Raw genomic sequence first — 16,625 nt, forward strand, 5'->3', positions numbered from 1 at the left:
CCAGCTGTCCCAGTCTTCGAGGTACCGCCATGCCATCTGCCATTTCCACTGACGTGCTGATCGTCGGCGCCGGGGTCGCAGGCCTTTGGCTCAATGCCCGCCTGCGCCGCCTGGGCTACTCGACAGTGCTGGTGGAGCGCGCCAGCCTTGGCGGCGAGCAGACCATCAAGTCGCAGGGCATCATCCACGGCGGCACCAAATACGCCCTGCACGGCGCCCTGACCGGTGCCTCGGAAGCCATCGCCGACATGCCGCGCCGCTGGCGCGAGGCCTTGGCCGGCAACGGCGAACTCGACCTCGGGCGTACCCGCCTGCTCTCCGATGCCCACTACCTGTGGTCGCCGGGCACCTTGGCCGGCAACCTCACAAGCTTCTTCGCCAGCAAGGCCGTGCGCGGCCGGGTCGACCAGGTCAAGGGTGACCAGTTGCCACCGGCACTGCAGGACCGCGCGTTCAAGGGCAAGGTGTACCGCCTGGCGGAACTGGTGGTCGATGTCCCGAGCCTGCTGGCCAACCTGGCCGAGCTGGCCGGCGAGTCCTTGCTGGCAGGTGAACGCATCGAACCCTTGCGTGAAGGTAATGCGTTGGTCGGCCTGCGCGTGGACGACCGGGAAATCCGTGCCCAGCGCATCGTATTGAGTGCCGGAGCCGGCACCGAAGGCTTGCTGCAGGCGCTGGGCCTGGATCAGCCGGCCATGCAAACCCGCCCGCTGCACATGGTCATGGCCAAGGGCCCGAACCTGAAACCTTTGTACGCCCACTGCCTCGGCGGCGGGCCCAAGCCGCGGGTAACGGTGACCACCCATCCGGCAGCCGATGGCCAGTGGGTCTGGTACCTCGGTGGGGACCTGGCCGAAGCCGATGGCGTGGCGCGCGAGCCTGCAGCGCAGATTGCTGCAGCGCAGAAGGAAATCGCCAACCTGCTGCCCTGGGTCGATCAGAGCCTGGTGCGCTGGGCCACACTGCGCGTTGACCGCGCTGAGCCTGCACAATCCGGCCTGGCACGCCCGGACAACGCCTTCCTTGCCGACCAGCAGCGCCTGCTGGTGGGCTGGCCGACCAAACTGGCACTGGCACCGGATTTCAGCGACCGGGTAATCAGCCACCTGGAGCGCGACGGCATTCGTCCACAAGCACAGGCCGACCTGGCCGACCTCCCACGCCCTCCACTGAGCGTACCGGCCTGGGAGCAGTTGCTGCCATGAGCCTGCCAACCCTGCACGCATTCCATCGCCCGCTGGGCAGCACCGGCCTCACGGTCTCTCCACTGGGCCTCGGCACGGTCAAGCTGGGCCGCGATCAGGGCGTGAAGTACCCCACTGGCTTCACGATCCCCGGCGATGAGGAAGCCCGCCTGTTACTGGCCCAGGCCCGCGAGCTTGGCATCAACCTGATCGACACCGCCCCGGCCTACGGCCGTAGCGAAGAACGCCTGGGCCCGCTGCTGCGCGGCCAACGCGATGAATGGGTAATCGTCAGCAAGGTCGGTGAAGAGTTCGAGGAAGGCCTGTCGCATTTCGACTTCAGCGCTGCCCACACCCGCCGCTCGGTGGAGCGCAGCCTGCGCCGGCTCGAAACCGACCGCATCGAACTGGTGCTGGTGCATTCCGACGGCAACGACCTGGCCATCCTCGAACAGCAGGAGGTCTACCAGACCCTGGCCGAACTCAAGCAGGAGGGCAAGATCCTCGGTTTCGGGCTGTCCGGCAAGACCGTCGCCGGCGGCCTGAAGGCACTGGAGCAAGGCGACTGCGCCATGGTCACCTACAACCTCAACGAACAGGCAGAACGCCCGGTGCTGGACTACGCTGCCGAACACGGCAAGGCCATCCTGGTAAAGAAGGCCTTGGCGAGCGGGCATATCTGCCTGGCCCCGGGCGTCGACCCGGTGCAGGCCAGCTTCGAGCTGCTGTTCGCCCACCCGGGCGTCAGCAGTGCTATTGTCGGCACCATCAACCCGTTGCACCTGGCCCACAACGTGGCCACCGTCGCCCGTATCCTGGGCCAGCATTGAGTTACCTCAGGCTCCCGATTCAGGGACTGGAGACTGACCCGACGCAAGGAGGAGCCTCGTGGCGCGAACGCTGATCCGCAAGAACCCGAGCAACTTCAAGACACTGCCACTGCATGTCGAGGCCACGCCCGAAGGCTTGATTTACCAAAGCATCGGCATGCCGCTGAACTTTGCCCAGACCCAGCAACGGCGCAAGGCCATCCAGTTACCCGATACACAACACTTCGTGGTCGAACTGGCCAACCTGGGCGTGTCAGTGCGCCTCACGCTGCATTGGCAGAACCGCGATTACTGGGTACTGGTGCGTCAGCGCCGACAAGACCGTGGCGATGTGGTACTGAAACTGATTTCCGGTTATGTACCGGCGCAGGAGCTGAACCTGCCGCTGCACACGGCCGTACAGGAAGTGGCCGAAGAGTGCCTGCTGGAAACCCCGGAAGGTTGGCTGGGCGGGCGCTTCAACGACACCTGGCTGCCCATCCCCTACGCCGCCGCCCTGCACTACCGCGAAACACCCCACTTCGTGCTGGCTCCGGAGTCCGGTGCCGCACGCCCGGTGCATTGCGGCAAGCTGATGCTCCTGGAGCGCCCACGGGCCTATGTGCACTTGCCCACCGCTTCGCTACAGCTGATCTATGACATGCGCCTGCAAGTGCCCCGGGACGCCAAGAAACTCAGCTTGTTCCACGTTGACGAGCGGCTGGAGGGCGACCAGCTGGTGGCGCGGCTCAACCGCAAACGCCCCGACCTGTACCTGATGCCATTGAAGGACGGCCAGCCACTGGCAGAGCTGTACACGCTGAAAAAGGATGAGCTGGTGCCGGCGAGTACGCGTGGGCTGTACCTGGCAGAAAGTTTTGCCCGGCAGGAAGGCTGGGTGGTGGCAGATGAACGGGTACGCTGGAAGGATTGGGTGAAGCAGCAGGGGTTGGTGGAAAGCAAGCCCGCAAGGGCGTCGCACTTGCAAAGGTTTGGCGACAAGGCGCGAGCGCTGCTGGAGCGGGCGCGGACCTCGCTGAACAAGTGACATCCCGGGAGCTTTCGCCTGCTTGCTGGGGCGGGTAAACCCGCCCCAGCCGAGGGCCGCCACAACGGCCCCAAGGTCAGATCAGTTCTTGCGAATTTTCTCGACAATCGCCGTGGTCGAGCTGTTCTCGACCAGCCCCAGCACCTTCACGGTGCCGCCATAGCCCTTGACGATATCAGCGCCAACCACCTGGTCGATGCCATAGTCTCCACCCTTGACCAACACATCCGGCTTGACCTGGCTCAGCAGGTTTTCCGGGGTGCCTTCCGGGAAACTGATCACCCAGTCCACCGCGCCCAAACCGGCCAGCACGGCCATACGCCGGTCAACGCTGTTGATCGGCCGGCCCGGCCCTTTCAGGCGGCTGACCGAAGCATCGTCGTTTACCGCAACGATCAGGCGATCACCCTGGGCCCGCGCCTGTTCCAGGTAGGTGACATGCCCGGCATGCAGGATGTCGAAGCAGCCATTGGTAAAGACGATCTTCTCGTTGTGCGCCCGCGCGTCATCAATGGCCAGCAGCAGTTGCTCAAGGCCCAGCACGCCGCGTTCGGAGCCTTCCTCACGCTGGATGGCCCGGCGCAGCTCAGGGGCGCTGATGGCAGCCGTACCCAGCTTGCCGACCACAATGCCCGCTGCCAGATTGGCCAGGGCCACCGCATGGGGCAGGTCCTCACCCGCGGCAATGGCTGCGGCAAGGGTGGAAATGACAGTATCGCCGGCACCGGTCACATCGAACACTTCGCGTGCTCGCGCTGGCAGGTGCAACGCCGGCTGACCAACGCGCAGCAGGGTCATGCCATGCTCGCCACGGGTGACCAGCAGGGCGCCCAGGTCCAGGTCCTGCAGCAACTGCAAGCCCTTGGCAACCAGTTCGGCCTCATCGACGCAACGGCCAACGATGGTCTCGAACTCGCTGAGGTTCGGGGTAATCAGGCTGGCGCCACGGTAGATGGAGAAGTCCTTGCCCTTGGGGTCGGCCAGCACCGGAATGCCCTTGGCCCGCGCCGCCTGGATCAGGTTTTGGTGGTTCTTCAATGCACCTTTGCCGTAGTCGGACAGGACCAGCACCTTGACGCCTTCGAGCAGGCTGTCGACCTCCGCGCCCAGCGACAGTGGGTCGGTGGCGAACGGCTCTTCGAAATCGATACGCAGCAGCTGCTGGTGACGGCTCATGACCCGCAGCTTGACGATAGTCGGCTGGTGCGCGATGCGCTGGAATACCGAACGGACACCCGCAGCCTGCAGGCTGTTGGCCAGGCTGTCGGCAGCCTCATCCTGGCCGGTGACGCCGATCAGCGAAGCCGGCGCGCCCAGCGCAGCAATGTTCAAGGCAACGTTGGCCGCGCCGCCGGGGCGATCCTCGATTTGATCGACCTTGACCACCGGGACTGGCGCTTCAGGCGAAATACGCGAAGTACCGCCATGCCAGTAGCGGTCGAGCATGACATCGCCGACCACCAGTACCGGGGCTTGATCGAAACGCGGCATGGACAACTTCATGGGCAACCCATATGGAAATAATGAACAGGGGCAGGATATTAGCACAGGGTAGTCAATGGCTTTATGGCCAGATCAACCCTGGAAAATTCCCGTGACAATCGGGGCCATAACGGCCCCGATCAAGGAGGGTTCAGGTGATATCGGCCTTGGCCGGCTCATCCAGCCCCATGGCATGCAGACGGGCATAATGGCCATTAGCCGCAAGTAGCTCGGTGTGAGTACCGCGCTCGACCAGGCGGCCCTGGTCCATGACCAGGATCTGGTCGGCCTTCTCGATGGTCGACAGGCGATGGGCAATCACCAGCGTGGTACGGCCTTGCATCACGTGGTCCAGGGCGGCCTGGATATGCCGCTCGGACTCTGTATCCAACGCCGACGTCGCTTCGTCGAGGATCAGCAACGGCGCGTTTTTAAGCAGCGCACGGGCAATTGCCAGGCGCTGGCGCTGGCCCCCGGAAAGCAGTACACCGTTCTCACCCACTTCGGTATCGAAGCCCTTTGGCAGCCGGTCGACGAATTCCTTGGCATAGGCATCGGCCGCGGCGGCTTCGATGTCTGCGCGCGGCGCGCCGGCCAGATCGCCATACGCGATGTTGTTGGCCACGGTGTCGTTGAACAAGGTGACATGCTGGGTGACTTGCGAAACATGGCGACGCAGGTTGCGCAGGCGATAGTGCTCGATCTCCACGCCATCGAGCAGGATCTGCCCCTTGTCGTGGTGATAGAAGCGCGGGATCAAGGCCGCAAGCGTAGACTTGCCACTGCCGGAGCGGCCGACCAGGGCGATCATCTGCCCGGGCTCGGCGACAAAACTGATGTCGCTCAACACTTCACGCTCGGTACCCGGGTAAGTGAAGCTCAGGTTGCGCACTTCCAGGCGCCCTTCCACGCGCTCCTTCTCGACCGTACCAGTGTCCACTTCAGGCGCTTCGTCCAGCTGCTCGAAGATGCTTTCGGCACCTGCCAGGCCCTTCTGGATGGTCGAGCTGACTTCCGACAACTGGCGAATCGGCTTGGGCAGCAGGCCGGCAGCGGTGATATAAGCCACCAGGTCACCGGCAGTGGACTCACCGCGCAGGAACAGTACCAGGAACATCAGCGCAGCCATGGCGCTGTAGATCACCAGCTGAAGCATCGGCGTGTACAGCGAGCCGGTCTTGGTCATGCGCAGTTGCTTGTCGGTGTTGCTCTGGCTGGCCTGGCCGAATCGCTGCTGCTCGTAGGCCTCGCCACCGAAGCTACGGACCACGCGGTAACCCTGGATGGTTTCCGAGGCAACGTGGGTGACGTCGCCCATGGCTACCTGGATCTTCTTGCTCTGCTTGCGGAATTTCTTGCTGGCGATGCTGACCATAACCGCGATCACCGGCAAGATGGCAACCATCACCAGGGTCAGGTGCCAGTTCATCCAAAGCAGGTAGGCAAACAGGAACACCACGGTCAGGCCTTCGCGGATTACCACCTTGATGGCGTCGGTAGCGGCGCCAGTGACCATGGTCACATTGAAGGTAATGCGCGAAATCAGGTGCCCGGAGTTGTGGTTGTCGAAGTAGCGGTTGGGCAACACCAACAGCTTGTTGAACAACGCCACCCGCAGGTCATGCACCAGGCTCAGAGAGACCTTGGCCAGGAAGTAGTTGCCGAGGAACGAGCCCAGGCCCTGCCACGCAGCGATCAGGATGATCAGCAGCGGCACCGCCTGCAGCAATTGCAGGTCACGCAGGTAGGGGACGTTGGGGAACAATACCGCTTCGGGGTTGCTCAGCCCATCGACGAAGTACTTGAGAATGCCGGCCAGCATTGGCTGGGTCGAGGCAAAGATCACGAAACCGACAATGCTCAGCAGGAAAATGCCGACATAGGGTTTCACATAGCTCAACAGCCGGAAGTAGATCTTCAGGCTGGAGGTGTGCTCCGCTGGTCGCGGTGTTTCGGCCATTATCGAGCTCGCTGTTCAGGTTGAACCGGCAATTTTACCACAGGCGTCATTTTCGGCACGCCCCCATGGCAGCAACATGGCAAGGCCCACCGGCAGCCAGCTGATGAACCATTCGGCACGTGGCGTACCGGTGAGGCTGGCGGCATCGAACTGCATGGCCAGGGTCGAATAGACCCAGAAGCCCAGCAGGACCTTGCCGAGCAGGGTGCCACGGGCGCGCACGATTTCGCCCAGCGTGAACAGCCACACCATTACCCACAGCAACATGCCGGGCAAGCCCATCTCAACGGCAACATGGGTGAACATGTTGTGGGTGTGATCGAAGTGCATGCCGACGGCGCTCACTTCGTAAGCAGCCCCCAGACCAAGACCAGTCCAAGGGTGCGCGGCTATCATCTGGACCACGGCATGGAAAATTTCCGGCCGGTAGGACGAGCCCCGTTGGGCGATAACGTCGTACACGGCCCAAAAGGCCAGGCCGGTGGCAAGCAGTGCCAGAACAGAGAACACCCGGCTGTGGCGGTCACGGAACCACAACGGCGCCATCACCACGGTAATCACCAGTGCCAGAACCGCACCACGGCTCTGGCTGAGCATGGCGAAGGCCCCCAGGCAAGCCAGTGCCGCCAGCCACAACACCTGCAAGCCACGCCGCCGAGGAGGCTCGTAGAGCATCAAGAGCACAGCCGAACCAATGACATAGGCCCCCAGGATGGGGTGGGATATTTCGCCGATACCCGCCAGCCTGAACAGCAGAGGCGCACGCTGCACCCCATAGAACTTGATGATGGAGACTAACGCAGCGATGGCCAGCAGCGCGCTGCCAAGCAGCAATAACTGACGAATGCGGGCTTGGCCAAGCTGGGCCAACAGCGGAAACGCCAGCAGGAACACCAGGATGTAGAGCAAGCGCTTGAGCTCGCGCATGGGCTCCTCGGCGGGCGACCATGCCAGGCTCAGGCCGCTCCAGGCCAACAGCAGCAGCACACTCCCCCACAGCGCCGGTTGCCGCCTCCAGGCTTGCACCAGCACACCTCGGGCCGACCAGGCCAATACCAGCGTTGGCAGCCACAAGAACAACACCAGACCTTGCTGATAAACCTTGTTGCTGGGTGCCAGGGCAATCGCCGCCAGGAACCAGACCAGGCCCAAACCTAACCACGCTTGTGCCCAGTTTTTTTGATACAACATCCTTTCCCCCGATGAATCAGAAACACCATCCATGGTGCTACAGCATTATTTTCGGCATTATTGCCGGTCATTTTGATCGCCAGACGACAAGGCTCTATTCATGCAATGCTCCCGGCTCACCCAGGTCGACTTCGATCAGCTGACACTCGGCGCACAGGTGCTTGAGGCAGACAGCCATGGCGCCAAAGTCTACCTGCTCACAGATGGAAATTTCCTCAAGGTTTTTCGTAGGAAGCGGCTGATTTCATCTGCACTGCTACGTCCTTACTCGCAGCGTTTCGTCGATAACGCCGCGCGCCTGGCGCAACTGGGCATCCCTACCCTCGAAGTGATCAGCCAGCACAAGCTCGACCTGCCGGGCCGCACTGCGGTGCTGTATCGCCCGCTACCTGGGCGGACGCTGCTGCAGATGTCGCGCGATGACGGCTTCAGCTGGGACACTTACCTGCCACGCCTGATCGAACTGATCCGCCAGTTGCACCGCAGCGGCGTTTATTTCCGCTCGCTGCACTTGGGCAACGTGGTGGTCACCCCCGACCAGCGTCTGGGCTTGATCGACGTGGCCGACATGCGCTTTCTGCGCCCGCCACTGTCAGCCCGCATGATTCGACGCAATGTGCAGCACATGGTGCGCTATATCGAGCGGGAGAACCTGGGCGACCGGTTCCCCCTTGCCGCCTTCGAGGCAGCCTTGCTGACACGCTGAGCGTCAACTGCGCAACAGGCTCTGCGAGCCGCTGCAGAACGCCTGCCAGGCCTGCTCCGGTGCCAGTGCCTGGCGCTGCTTCGCGGCGATCGTCGATGCACTGAGCACCGCACAGCGCTCGATCGCCTCAGCCCAGGCGCTTTCGTCGGCAACCGGCAGGTAGCCACCCGTGTCGCGCAACTGCTCGCGGAACACCTCCAGGTCGCTGCACACCACCGGTACGTCGGCCATCACCGCCTCTTGCACCACAAGCCCCAGGCCTTCGGAACGCGAAGGTACCAATAGCCAGTCGAATGCCCGATACAGCTGCTGCAGGTCTTCGCGGTGACCGCGCAGATGAACGCGTTCGGCCAGGCCCAACGCGTCGATACGCTGCTGCAGCACGGCATGCTGCGGCCCCTCGCCAATGATCGCCAGCTGCAAGCCCGGTTGCCGTGCACTGGCCCTGGCGAATGCCTCGATCAGCATTTCGAAGCCTTTGCTCTCTACCAATCGCCCTACCGCACCCAGCATCACCTCGGCGCCCTGAGGCAACTTCAGCGCCTGCCTGGCCTGGTCCCGGTTCAGCAAAGGCTCGACGAATGCAAGCGGGTCGAGCGCCATGCGCAGCGTCTGCACCGGCCTGCCCAGGTCACGCTCCAGCGACTCGGCCAACGTCTGTGATACCGCCGCGATACTCAGACGCTCGGACGGAAAACTCCGCAACAAGCGGATATCGCTGGCATGCAGCCGCGTCTTGCCATGGAACAGTACCTTGGCACGCACGTGCGTGATGCGCTGCAACAACGGCAGCACCAACCGGGCGACACCAATACCGTCGAGCAGCACCACTTCTGCCCCAGCCTCGGCCAATGCCTTGCGCAAGCGCATGCGCAGCCACGGACGCAGCAAGCGCCACAAGTGCCGCCCTTTGAGCGCACGTGAGGGCATATGCCATTCCCGGGTCGAACCGAGCCCACAGCAGAGCCCGCTCCCCAGCAACAGCCAGTTACTGATCCGGGCATCGGCACCCGCATTCGACAAGACCTGCCGATGCACCTTGTGGATGGACATGTAAGGCGTTCCACCCGCCCACATCATATTGACGATGTTCATGGGCCCTCTCCCGCTCAAGTCAGGTGGGACAGCGACTTCATTGAACAAAAATGGTGATTCCCATGCCGATCAAGGCCCCCGCAACCAGCGTCAATGCCAGCTTCAACCGATCACGCTGACGACGCTTGGCCTTACGCTCCACTTCAATGGGCAAGGTCACGTGATTGCCGAATCCAGTGTGCAATACTGCGTCACCCTCCAAGGTGACCGCTGTCAGATTTAACTCAGCGTAGCGACGGGAAAGCGCCTTTTCTCCAGCATAGGCGGCAAATGGCGCACAGCGCTGGTAATCGCTCAATCGGCGCAGCCCAGGGTTGAGCGAGAACGCCTGCCACTCGGCCTTGTCGGACAGCAGCGGATAGCACGGCACCCCGGCGATCACCTGGCGATCGCCCAAGTGGATGTACGGGCTGTGGATGGCCAGGTCGTGGGCATGGCTGCGCAACCAGACCTGCAAGATGTTGGGACTGACATCCAGGATGGCCTGCGAGTCTTCGACAAAGCCTTGGCGATAGAATTGCCAGTCGTCTTCGCAGTGAAAAATGTACGGCGTCTTGACCTGGCTGTAGGCCAGGTCGATAGACGGCAACTGGCCAAGTTTGGGCCGGTTGACGAACACCTTGCAGTGCGGCTTCCAGTGCGCCGGCACAGCGGCATGCACAGCATCGTCGCCAGAGTCTTCGGTGATGAATACCTCGCGAATGGGCGCGGTGTTGTAGCGATCGAAACTCTCAAGGGTGTCTTTGAGCAGATCGAACCGCCCACAACTGGTCACGACAAGCGTGACGTCACTCTCATTTGAAAAGCGCACCGGATTCCCTCCGCATTACGACTGTCGGCCTTCAACAACCCGCTCCTGGGCGTGAAAGCTCTTATTTAGATGCCCAGCTTCAGACGCAGCCGCTGCCACGCAGACAGTGGCGGATGGGGCCTGAGCGCAGGGCGCATGTGGTCGACGATGCTACGTCCAACTGCGCCGAAACTAAAACGGGAAACCGCCAGATGGCGGCCATTTTCTGCAATCTGCCGTGCTAGCTCGGGGTTGGCGCGCAAGCGACGGAGTTTTTCCTGAAGGGTCGGGATGTTGTCATAGAACACCACGTTGTGCATGTCTTGCAGGCCCAGCGCACGGTTCTCTTCCTCGCCCTGGTCGTAAGCCAGCAACACACAGCCACAGGCCATGGCTTCGAAGTTCTTGATCATGTACTCGCCCATGCCGACATCGGCACTGACGAAGAAACGAATACGGTTGAGCGTGTTGCAGTAGTCCTCGCCCGACTTGGTACGGGTTACCAACAGGTTCTCGACCTGCCCCAACTCGTCCAGCAGTGCCTTGCGGCCGCTGTAGGCCACGCTGTTGACGCTGCCGACAAAGGCCAATTCGATATCACGCTCACGCCCTTGGTCAGCCAGCAACTGCTCGTCATAGCCCTTGGGCACGAACACCGCGTCGAAACCTTCCTGGCGCAAGCGCTCGCTGACCATGTAGCCGGAGCTGATCACCCGCGCCCATGGCAACTGACGGTAATGAGCGCTGAACTTGCCGGTGTACTTGCACGGGATGTAGTTCTGGTAGGCGTCGTGCTCGAGAATCACCAGGTTCGGCACAGTGCGGATGAAGGCCACCTGGCGGATCTCCTGCTTGAAACGCAGGAAGAACACGATGCGGTCATAGCGCTCGACTTGCACCTCACGCTTGAAGTAACGGCGCAGGTTGCGCTGATCCTGGCTGGTCAGCCAGCGCAGGTCGCACTCGCAGTTGGCCGCGACGCCATCGTACAGGCGGTCAAGAATCGCCCGCTGTTCCTTCTGCACCAGAAATAGGACTTTCATTGCTTTCCTTGGGCGCTCTGCGCCTTCGCGGTCAACCATGGGGCGTGCTTACAGCTCACGCCGCCAGAACAGTTCGTGTCGGCGCACGGCCTTGCGGAAGAATTCGTTCTCCCCATAAGGCGATGGCTGTCGCCCGGCAAGCCAGCGTTGCAGCAGGCGGCGCAGGCGGCGCTTGAACGGTGCCGGCGGCTGCAGGTCGTGCATCATGCCCAGGGCCATGGCCTTGTCGCGCTGGGTCGCGCAGTCCAGCACCAGGCTGCAGGGTGCCCAGGCCTGGGCAGCGCTCAATTGCGGCGGCAAAGCCACGCCATCGCCACTGTCGCCCATCGGCCAGCGGTCGTTATCGTGCAGGTGGTTGGCGTAGCACAGCAAGGTTTGTGGCTGCCAGGTCATGCCTTGCAAGGCTTCCAATACCGCCGCCTGAGCGCAGATATGGTCCGGATGGGGGTCTAGCTGCGGGTGCGGCATCACCAGGACCTCTGGCTTGGCCCGCTCCAGCAAGGCTCGCAGGTCGGCCAGCAGGTTATGCCAGGTGGGTGCGCCATCACGGTCGCCCGGTAACGGGAACGGGTTGAACTGGCGGAATACGCGGATATCGGCCAGGTCGGCTTCACGTGAGGCGGCCGGCTGGTCGGGGGCGGCCTGCATGGCAGGCAGCTGCAGGCAAAAGTAGCCCAGCTGTATGCAATGCGCCTCCGGCACCCCGGCCCAACGCGGCACGGCGATGCTGTCCCAGGCACGCAGGCGCCCCTTCAGGCGCGCGGCCTCGGCCTTTGCCAGGCCCATCTGCTGGTAGTGCTCGGCCTCTATCTCACCGGCGGTCAGGGTCACCACCCAGCTTTCGTCGGCCTGGCTGTACAAACCATACGCGGCCAACTCGGCGTCGTCGGCATGTGGCGCGATCACCATCACTCGGCGCCGCTGCAGCTCGACCGAGGGGGTTATCCACAGACGCAGCTGACCCTGCAGCCGGCAATGCCGGCCGCGCAGTCGCAACGTACCGGCCTGCAGTGGCGCAGCAAGGCCGGTCAGGTTAAGGAAGCGCACCCCATCGACGCCACGCTCGAACGTTTGCCGATCGGCCTGTTCGCCAGCCAGCAGCTCGACCCGAGGGTCGAGAAAGCGCCCCAACCAGCTGCTCTTTAGCCGCAGCTCAAGCACCAGGGTTTCGTCGCCCTGCAACGTGCAATCAGCCTTGAGCCAGCCATCGTGCAGGCTGGCAGGAACCTGCCGCACCTGATCGCCGAAGTCGTAGGCATAGTCCTCACCCGGTGCATAGAACAGGTGGTCGGCAAACCAGGCCTCATGGGCAGCCCAGAGCAGCGGCAACAACAGCAGTGGCAACCACCACCAGCTGAATACACCGAGGGCGACCAGCGCAACCAGGCCCGCCAGCAGCCCCAGGCGTTTGTTGCGCCGGTGGCGCTTGAGCAACTGCTGCTTGCGGCTCACGCTTGATACACCGGCACAGGGTTGCACCAGCGGTCCTTGTACTCACGGTCAGCACGGCCGAATGAGAACCGCAGCGGCTTGTTGCGCGCCCGGGCGTCTTCCCAGGCGGCCTGGGTATTGAGGAAGCTCAGCACGCTGCCTGGGCTGAAGGCCTTGGTTTCAGGGTCGACACCGCCATTGATGTACTCGACGCTAATCCATTCCGGCGCTTCGACGCGGTACACCAGCTGGATGGCAATCGGTTTACCGTCCAGCAGCAGCACCGAGCCGATCAGCAGCTCGCGCAAGCGGCCCAGCACATCGGCCATACGCTCGGCACCGGTGGCAGGGAACCCCCAGCGGCGCAGGAACAGGTCGCAGTACATGCTGGCGATTTCCTGAGCACTGAAGTCGCTGATCGGGCGTACCACACCACCCGCTTCTTCCAGCAGGCGAAGTTCACGGCGCTGGTTGTAGCGGAACTTCTTCGACAGGTCTTCAGGCGCCCGGGCCATGGCCAACTGCTCCTTCTGCGCCTTCAGGCCGCTGAAGCGGCCCTGGTTCAGTTCGGACAGGTAACGCATTGTATGGCGCAACGGCGCAGCGGCATCAGACGCCGCCGGCAGAATGATCTCGGCATTACCGAGGTCGAACAGGGCCTTCTTGCCAGCACGCTTCAGCACGTCCTTGGACAGTGCCAGGTGACGCCCCCAGGCCGGGATGGCGGCTTTCAGCTCGCCAGCCTGGTGCCAGCCCAGGTAACGCACCGGGATCTGTGCCAGGTCCGCCAGTTGCTCGACCACCAGCGGATGGGTGGCAACACTGCCGCCAAAGCGCGCCCATGCCTGGGCATAAGCATTGGCATCGATAGCTTGCCAACCGCGTTCGCGGAAGGCCTGGATACGATTGAGCATCAGGCCTGCCCCACCAACGCGCGCACCTGCGGGAGTTGCCAGAAGGCCTCGCGCACCGCCTGGTCAGAGAAACGCTCATGCAGGCGCTGCAGCATGTGCCTGGCACAGGCCTGGCGCTGCTCAGCGTCCAGTACGGCCATGTGCTTCAGACCTTGGGCCAGCTGCGCGGCGTCGCCCAGCGGGAACAGCACGCCAACGCCCTCGACCACTTCGCGGGCACCGCCACAGGCCGTGGCCAACACCGGTACACCGGCAACCATCGCTTCGAGCAGGACCATGCCGAACGGCTCGTGATCGGAACTCAACGCGAACACGTCGAAAGCCTGGAAATAACGGCGCGCATCCGGTACCTGGCCAAGAAAGTCGACTTGCCCGGCAATACCAAGTTCGGCGGCCAACGCCTTGAGCTTGGCCTCCAGGCGCCCCTTGCCGAGGATTGCCAGGCGGGCGCCAGCCGGCAGCCCCGGCAATGCCTGGGCAAAACCGCGCAACAGGGTGGCCTGATCCTTGTCCGGGTGCAGGCGCCCGACATTGCCGACGATCCACGCCTGAGCATCCAGGCCCAAGGCCTGGCGTGCGTCAGCGCGCGGCACCAGGGCTGCTTGCAGGGCGTCGATGTCGATGCGGTTGTACAGGGTCTGGATGCGTTCGGCCGGCCACTGCGGCAAGCAACGGCGCATATCGTCACGTACCGCGTCCGAAACACCCAGCAGGCTCAGACGCTTGCCGAACAGGTTCGCGAACAGGCGGCGGCCTTTGCGCTGGTAGTCGCCAAAGGCATGGTGCACACCAATCACCGGCAGGCCGGTCCCCAGCAGGGCAACGTAGATCGGCTTGAAGCGATGGGCGATGCAGAAAGCGAAATTGCGCTCGGCCGCAATGCGCCGCAATGCGCGGATGGCGCCGAGTTTCAGGCCACGCACGGCCTTGGAACTGAACTCAAGGAACAGCACCTCGTCCGACGCACAGCCAGCCGCCACCTGCGCATCGGCGGCGCCAGTGAGGAACACCGTGGTCACCTGGTACCCACGCCCCTGAAACAGGCTGGCGTACTGACGGGCGCAGTCCAGGAACGGCCCGTCATAGCCATGGCAGAACTGCAGGATGCGCGGTTCAGAGCGGCTGGTCATACGGGGCCGCGCCGTCCTTCACAACCAGGATGTCTTCCATGATCAGGTACTGCAGGTCCGAGCCGAAGAACATGTTCAGGGCATCGGTCGGCGAGCAGATCATCGGTTCACCACGACGGTTCAGCGAGGTGTTCAGCGACACGCCGTTGCCCGTCAGGTCTTCCAGTGCCTTCATCATGTCGTAGTAGCGCGGGTTGTACTCGCGCTTGAGCACCTGGGCACGCGAAGTGCCGTCCTCGTGCACCACTTCCGGCACGCGGGTTTTCCACTCTTCGGCGACTTCGAAGGTGAAGGTCATGAACGGCGCGGGATGGTCGACCTTGATCATCTGCGGGGCGACAGTGTCGAGCATCGACGGGCAGAAAGGTCTCCAGCGTTCGCGGAACTTGATCTGGTGGTTGATGCGGTCAGCCACGCCTTCCACGCTTGGGCAGCCGATGATCGATCGGCCACCCAGGGCACGCGGCCCGAACTCCATGCGGCCCTGGAACCAGGCTACCGGGTTGCCATCGACCATGATCTGGGCGATCTGCTGCGGCATGTTCTCGAGTTTGCGCCACTTTGGCTGGTTCGGGTGACGGGCGCAGGCGGCGATCACGTCTTCGTTGGAGTACGACGGGCCGAGGTAGACGTGCTCCATCTTCTCGACCGGAACGCCACGGGCGTGGGACACATAGGCAGCGGCGCCAACGGCAGTCCCGGCGTCGCCGGAGGCCGGCTGAACGAACAGCTCTTTCACGTCCGGACGGGCGATGATCTTCTGGTTGAGCTTGACGTTCAGCGCACAGCCGCCGGCGAAGGCCAGCTTGCCGGTTTCACGCAGGGTGTCGCCCAGGTAATGGTCAATCATCTGCAGCGCCAGTTTCTCGAACAGCGCCTGCATGCTGGCGGCGTAATGGATGTACGGCTCGTCGGCGATGTCGCCTTCGCGCTTGGGGCCCAGCCATTCGATCAGCTTTGGCGAGAAGTAGAAGCCCTTGCCCTTCTCTTTATAGCGGCGCAGGCCGATAACGTTGGCGTACTCGGTGTTGATGACCAACTCGCCGTTTTCGAAGCTGGCCAAACGCGAGAAATCATACTTGCTGGCGTCGCCATACGGCGCCATGCCCATGACCTTGAACTCGCCATCGAGCATTTCGAAGCCCAGGAACTCGGTGATGGCACCGTAAAGGCCACCCAGCGAGTCCGGGTCGAAGAATTCCTTGATCTTGTGGATCTTGCCGTTTTCGCCGTAGCCAAAGAAGGTGGTGGCGTACTCGCCCTTGCCGTCAATGCCGAGGATTGCGGTTTTTTCCTTGAAGCCCGAGCAATGATAAGCACTGGAAGCGTGGGCCAGGTGGTGCTCGACCGGCTCGATCTTGACCTTTTTCGGGTCGAAGCCCAGTTGCTCCAGGCACCAGACGATCTTCTTGCGATAGCGCTTGTAGCGACGGTTGCCCATCAGGATGGCATCGAGCGCACGATCCGGGGCGTACCAATAGCGCTTGGCATAGTGCCACCGCGCCTTGCCGAACAGGCTGATCGGGGCGAACGGGATGGCTACCACGTCGACGTCGGACGGCTTGATGCCTGCCTGTTCCAGGCAGAACTTCGCCGACTCGTAGGGCATGCGGTTCTTCGCATGCTTGTCACGCACGAAGCGCTCTTCTTCGGCGGCGGCAATCAGCTTGCCGTCAATGTACAGGGCCGCGGAAGGGTCATGGCTAAGGGCGCCGGACAGGCCAAGAATCGTCAATGCCAAGGGATTAGCCTCTTCATTCGGTAAAAATGCGCCAGCGGCCTCTTGGGCGGATGGCGGCTAAAGGGCGGGATTATAACGCAAACATTGGAGGCACACCGCCC

At 62.9% G+C, this 16,625-nt stretch carries 14 protein-coding genes; 4 read left to right on the forward strand and 10 right to left on the reverse strand.

Annotation, left to right across the window (positions count from 1 at the left end):
* Positions 1–29 precede the first annotated feature (29 nt).
* From REH59_RS26310 to REH59_RS26320, 3 genes are read left to right on the forward strand one after another with little or no spacing between them, the layout of a single operon-like run.
* Complete coding sequence (locus tag REH59_RS26310; RefSeq protein ID WP_014859637.1) at positions 30–1,205, forward strand: NAD(P)/FAD-dependent oxidoreductase; 1,176 nt, start codon at positions 30–32, stop codon at positions 1,203–1,205.
* On the forward strand, positions 1,202–2,014 hold the full coding sequence (locus tag REH59_RS26315) for an aldo/keto reductase (RefSeq protein ID WP_003249454.1): 813 nt from the start codon (positions 1,202–1,204) through the stop codon (positions 2,012–2,014). The genes REH59_RS26310 and REH59_RS26315 overlap by 4 nt, the downstream gene beginning before the upstream one ends.
* Positions 2,015–2,072: 58 nt before the next feature.
* Complete coding sequence (locus REH59_RS26320) at positions 2,073–3,041, forward strand: hypothetical protein (RefSeq protein WP_003249451.1); 969 nt, start codon at positions 2,073–2,075, stop codon at positions 3,039–3,041.
* Between the two features lie 81 nt (positions 3,042–3,122).
* Here REH59_RS26320 and hldE read toward each other — a convergent pair whose 3' ends face one another.
* The 3 genes from hldE to REH59_RS26335 form a co-directional block, all read right to left on the reverse strand.
* Entirely contained in the window at positions 3,123–4,544 is a 1,422-nt protein-coding gene (gene hldE / locus REH59_RS26325; protein WP_003249449.1) for a bifunctional D-glycero-beta-D-manno-heptose-7-phosphate kinase/D-glycero-beta-D-manno-heptose 1-phosphate adenylyltransferase HldE, read from the reverse strand.
* A gap of 130 nt (positions 4,545–4,674) precedes the next feature.
* Complete coding sequence (msbA, locus tag REH59_RS26330) at positions 4,675–6,483, reverse strand: lipid A export permease/ATP-binding protein MsbA (protein ID WP_003249447.1); 1,809 nt, start codon at positions 6,481–6,483, stop codon at positions 4,675–4,677.
* A gap of 15 nt (positions 6,484–6,498) precedes the next feature.
* Positions 6,499–7,674, reverse strand: coding sequence for an O-antigen ligase family protein (locus REH59_RS26335; RefSeq protein ID WP_014859636.1), 1,176 nt, complete (start codon positions 7,672–7,674; stop codon positions 6,499–6,501).
* A gap of 100 nt (positions 7,675–7,774) precedes the next feature.
* Between REH59_RS26335 and REH59_RS26340 the strand changes: the two genes are divergently transcribed.
* A complete protein-coding gene (locus tag REH59_RS26340; protein WP_003249444.1) occupies positions 7,775–8,380 on the forward strand; it encodes a hypothetical protein in 606 nt (201 codons plus the stop codon).
* A gap of 3 nt (positions 8,381–8,383) precedes the next feature.
* Here the strand turns inward: REH59_RS26340 and REH59_RS26345 are convergent, their stop codons facing one another.
* The 7 genes from REH59_RS26345 to REH59_RS26375 form a co-directional block, all read right to left on the reverse strand.
* Positions 8,384–9,475, reverse strand: coding sequence for a glycosyltransferase (locus REH59_RS26345; protein WP_014859635.1), 1,092 nt, complete (start codon positions 9,473–9,475; stop codon positions 8,384–8,386).
* Between the two features lie 37 nt (positions 9,476–9,512).
* Entirely contained in the window at positions 9,513–10,286 is a 774-nt protein-coding gene (locus REH59_RS26350; protein WP_010955517.1) for a glycosyltransferase family 2 protein, read from the reverse strand.
* Positions 10,287–10,351: 65 nt separating this feature from the next.
* Positions 10,352–11,308, reverse strand: coding sequence for a glycosyltransferase family protein (locus tag REH59_RS26355; RefSeq protein ID WP_003249439.1), 957 nt, complete (start codon positions 11,306–11,308; stop codon positions 10,352–10,354).
* A gap of 48 nt (positions 11,309–11,356) precedes the next feature.
* Positions 11,357–12,760 (reverse strand): PIG-L deacetylase family protein, encoded by a 1,404-nt coding sequence (locus REH59_RS26360; protein ID WP_108078318.1) that lies wholly within the window; start codon positions 12,758–12,760, stop codon positions 11,357–11,359.
* On the reverse strand, positions 12,757–13,653 hold the full coding sequence (locus tag REH59_RS26365; protein WP_014859633.1) for an antimicrobial resistance protein Mig-14: 897 nt from the start codon (positions 13,651–13,653) through the stop codon (positions 12,757–12,759). Before REH59_RS26365 ends, REH59_RS26360 begins: the two co-directional genes overlap by 4 nt.
* Positions 13,653–14,783 (reverse strand): glycosyltransferase, encoded by a 1,131-nt coding sequence (locus REH59_RS26370; RefSeq protein WP_014859632.1) that lies wholly within the window; start codon positions 14,781–14,783, stop codon positions 13,653–13,655. Before REH59_RS26370 ends, REH59_RS26365 begins: the two co-directional genes overlap by 1 nt.
* Positions 14,767–16,524, reverse strand: coding sequence for a carbamoyltransferase (locus REH59_RS26375; RefSeq protein ID WP_003249431.1), 1,758 nt, complete (start codon positions 16,522–16,524; stop codon positions 14,767–14,769). Before REH59_RS26375 ends, REH59_RS26370 begins: the two co-directional genes overlap by 17 nt.
* Positions 16,525–16,625 lie beyond the last annotated feature (101 nt).

Origin of the sequence: Pseudomonas sp. BO3-4 (assembly GCF_034044115.1) — a bacterium.
GTDB lineage: Bacteria > Pseudomonadota > Gammaproteobacteria > Pseudomonadales > Pseudomonadaceae > Aquipseudomonas > Aquipseudomonas alloputida.

Coding starts and splice junctions, on each gene's coding strand:
- REH59_RS26345 (WP_014859635.1), bottom strand. CDS start 9,475: ATGAACATCGTCAATATGATGTGGGCGGGTGGAACGCCTTACATGTCC.
- REH59_RS26315 (WP_003249454.1), top strand. CDS start 1,202: ATGAGCCTGCCAACCCTGCACGCATTCCATCGCCCGCTGGGCAGCACC.
- REH59_RS26310 (WP_014859637.1), top strand. CDS start 30: ATGCCATCTGCCATTTCCACTGACGTGCTGATCGTCGGCGCCGGGGTC.
- REH59_RS26355 (WP_003249439.1), bottom strand. CDS start 11,308: ATGAAAGTCCTATTTCTGGTGCAGAAGGAACAGCGGGCGATTCTTGAC.
- REH59_RS26365 (WP_014859633.1), bottom strand. CDS start 13,653: ATGCTCAATCGTATCCAGGCCTTCCGCGAACGCGGTTGGCAAGCTATC.
- REH59_RS26335 (WP_014859636.1), bottom strand. CDS start 7,674: ATGTTGTATCAAAAAAACTGGGCACAAGCGTGGTTAGGTTTGGGCCTG.
- REH59_RS26340 (WP_003249444.1), top strand. CDS start 7,775: ATGCAATGCTCCCGGCTCACCCAGGTCGACTTCGATCAGCTGACACTC.
- hldE (WP_003249449.1), bottom strand. CDS start 4,544: ATGAAGTTGTCCATGCCGCGTTTCGATCAAGCCCCGGTACTGGTGGTC.
- msbA (WP_003249447.1), bottom strand. CDS start 6,483: ATGGCCGAAACACCGCGACCAGCGGAGCACACCTCCAGCCTGAAGATC.
- REH59_RS26370 (WP_014859632.1), bottom strand. CDS start 14,783: ATGACCAGCCGCTCTGAACCGCGCATCCTGCAGTTCTGCCATGGCTAT.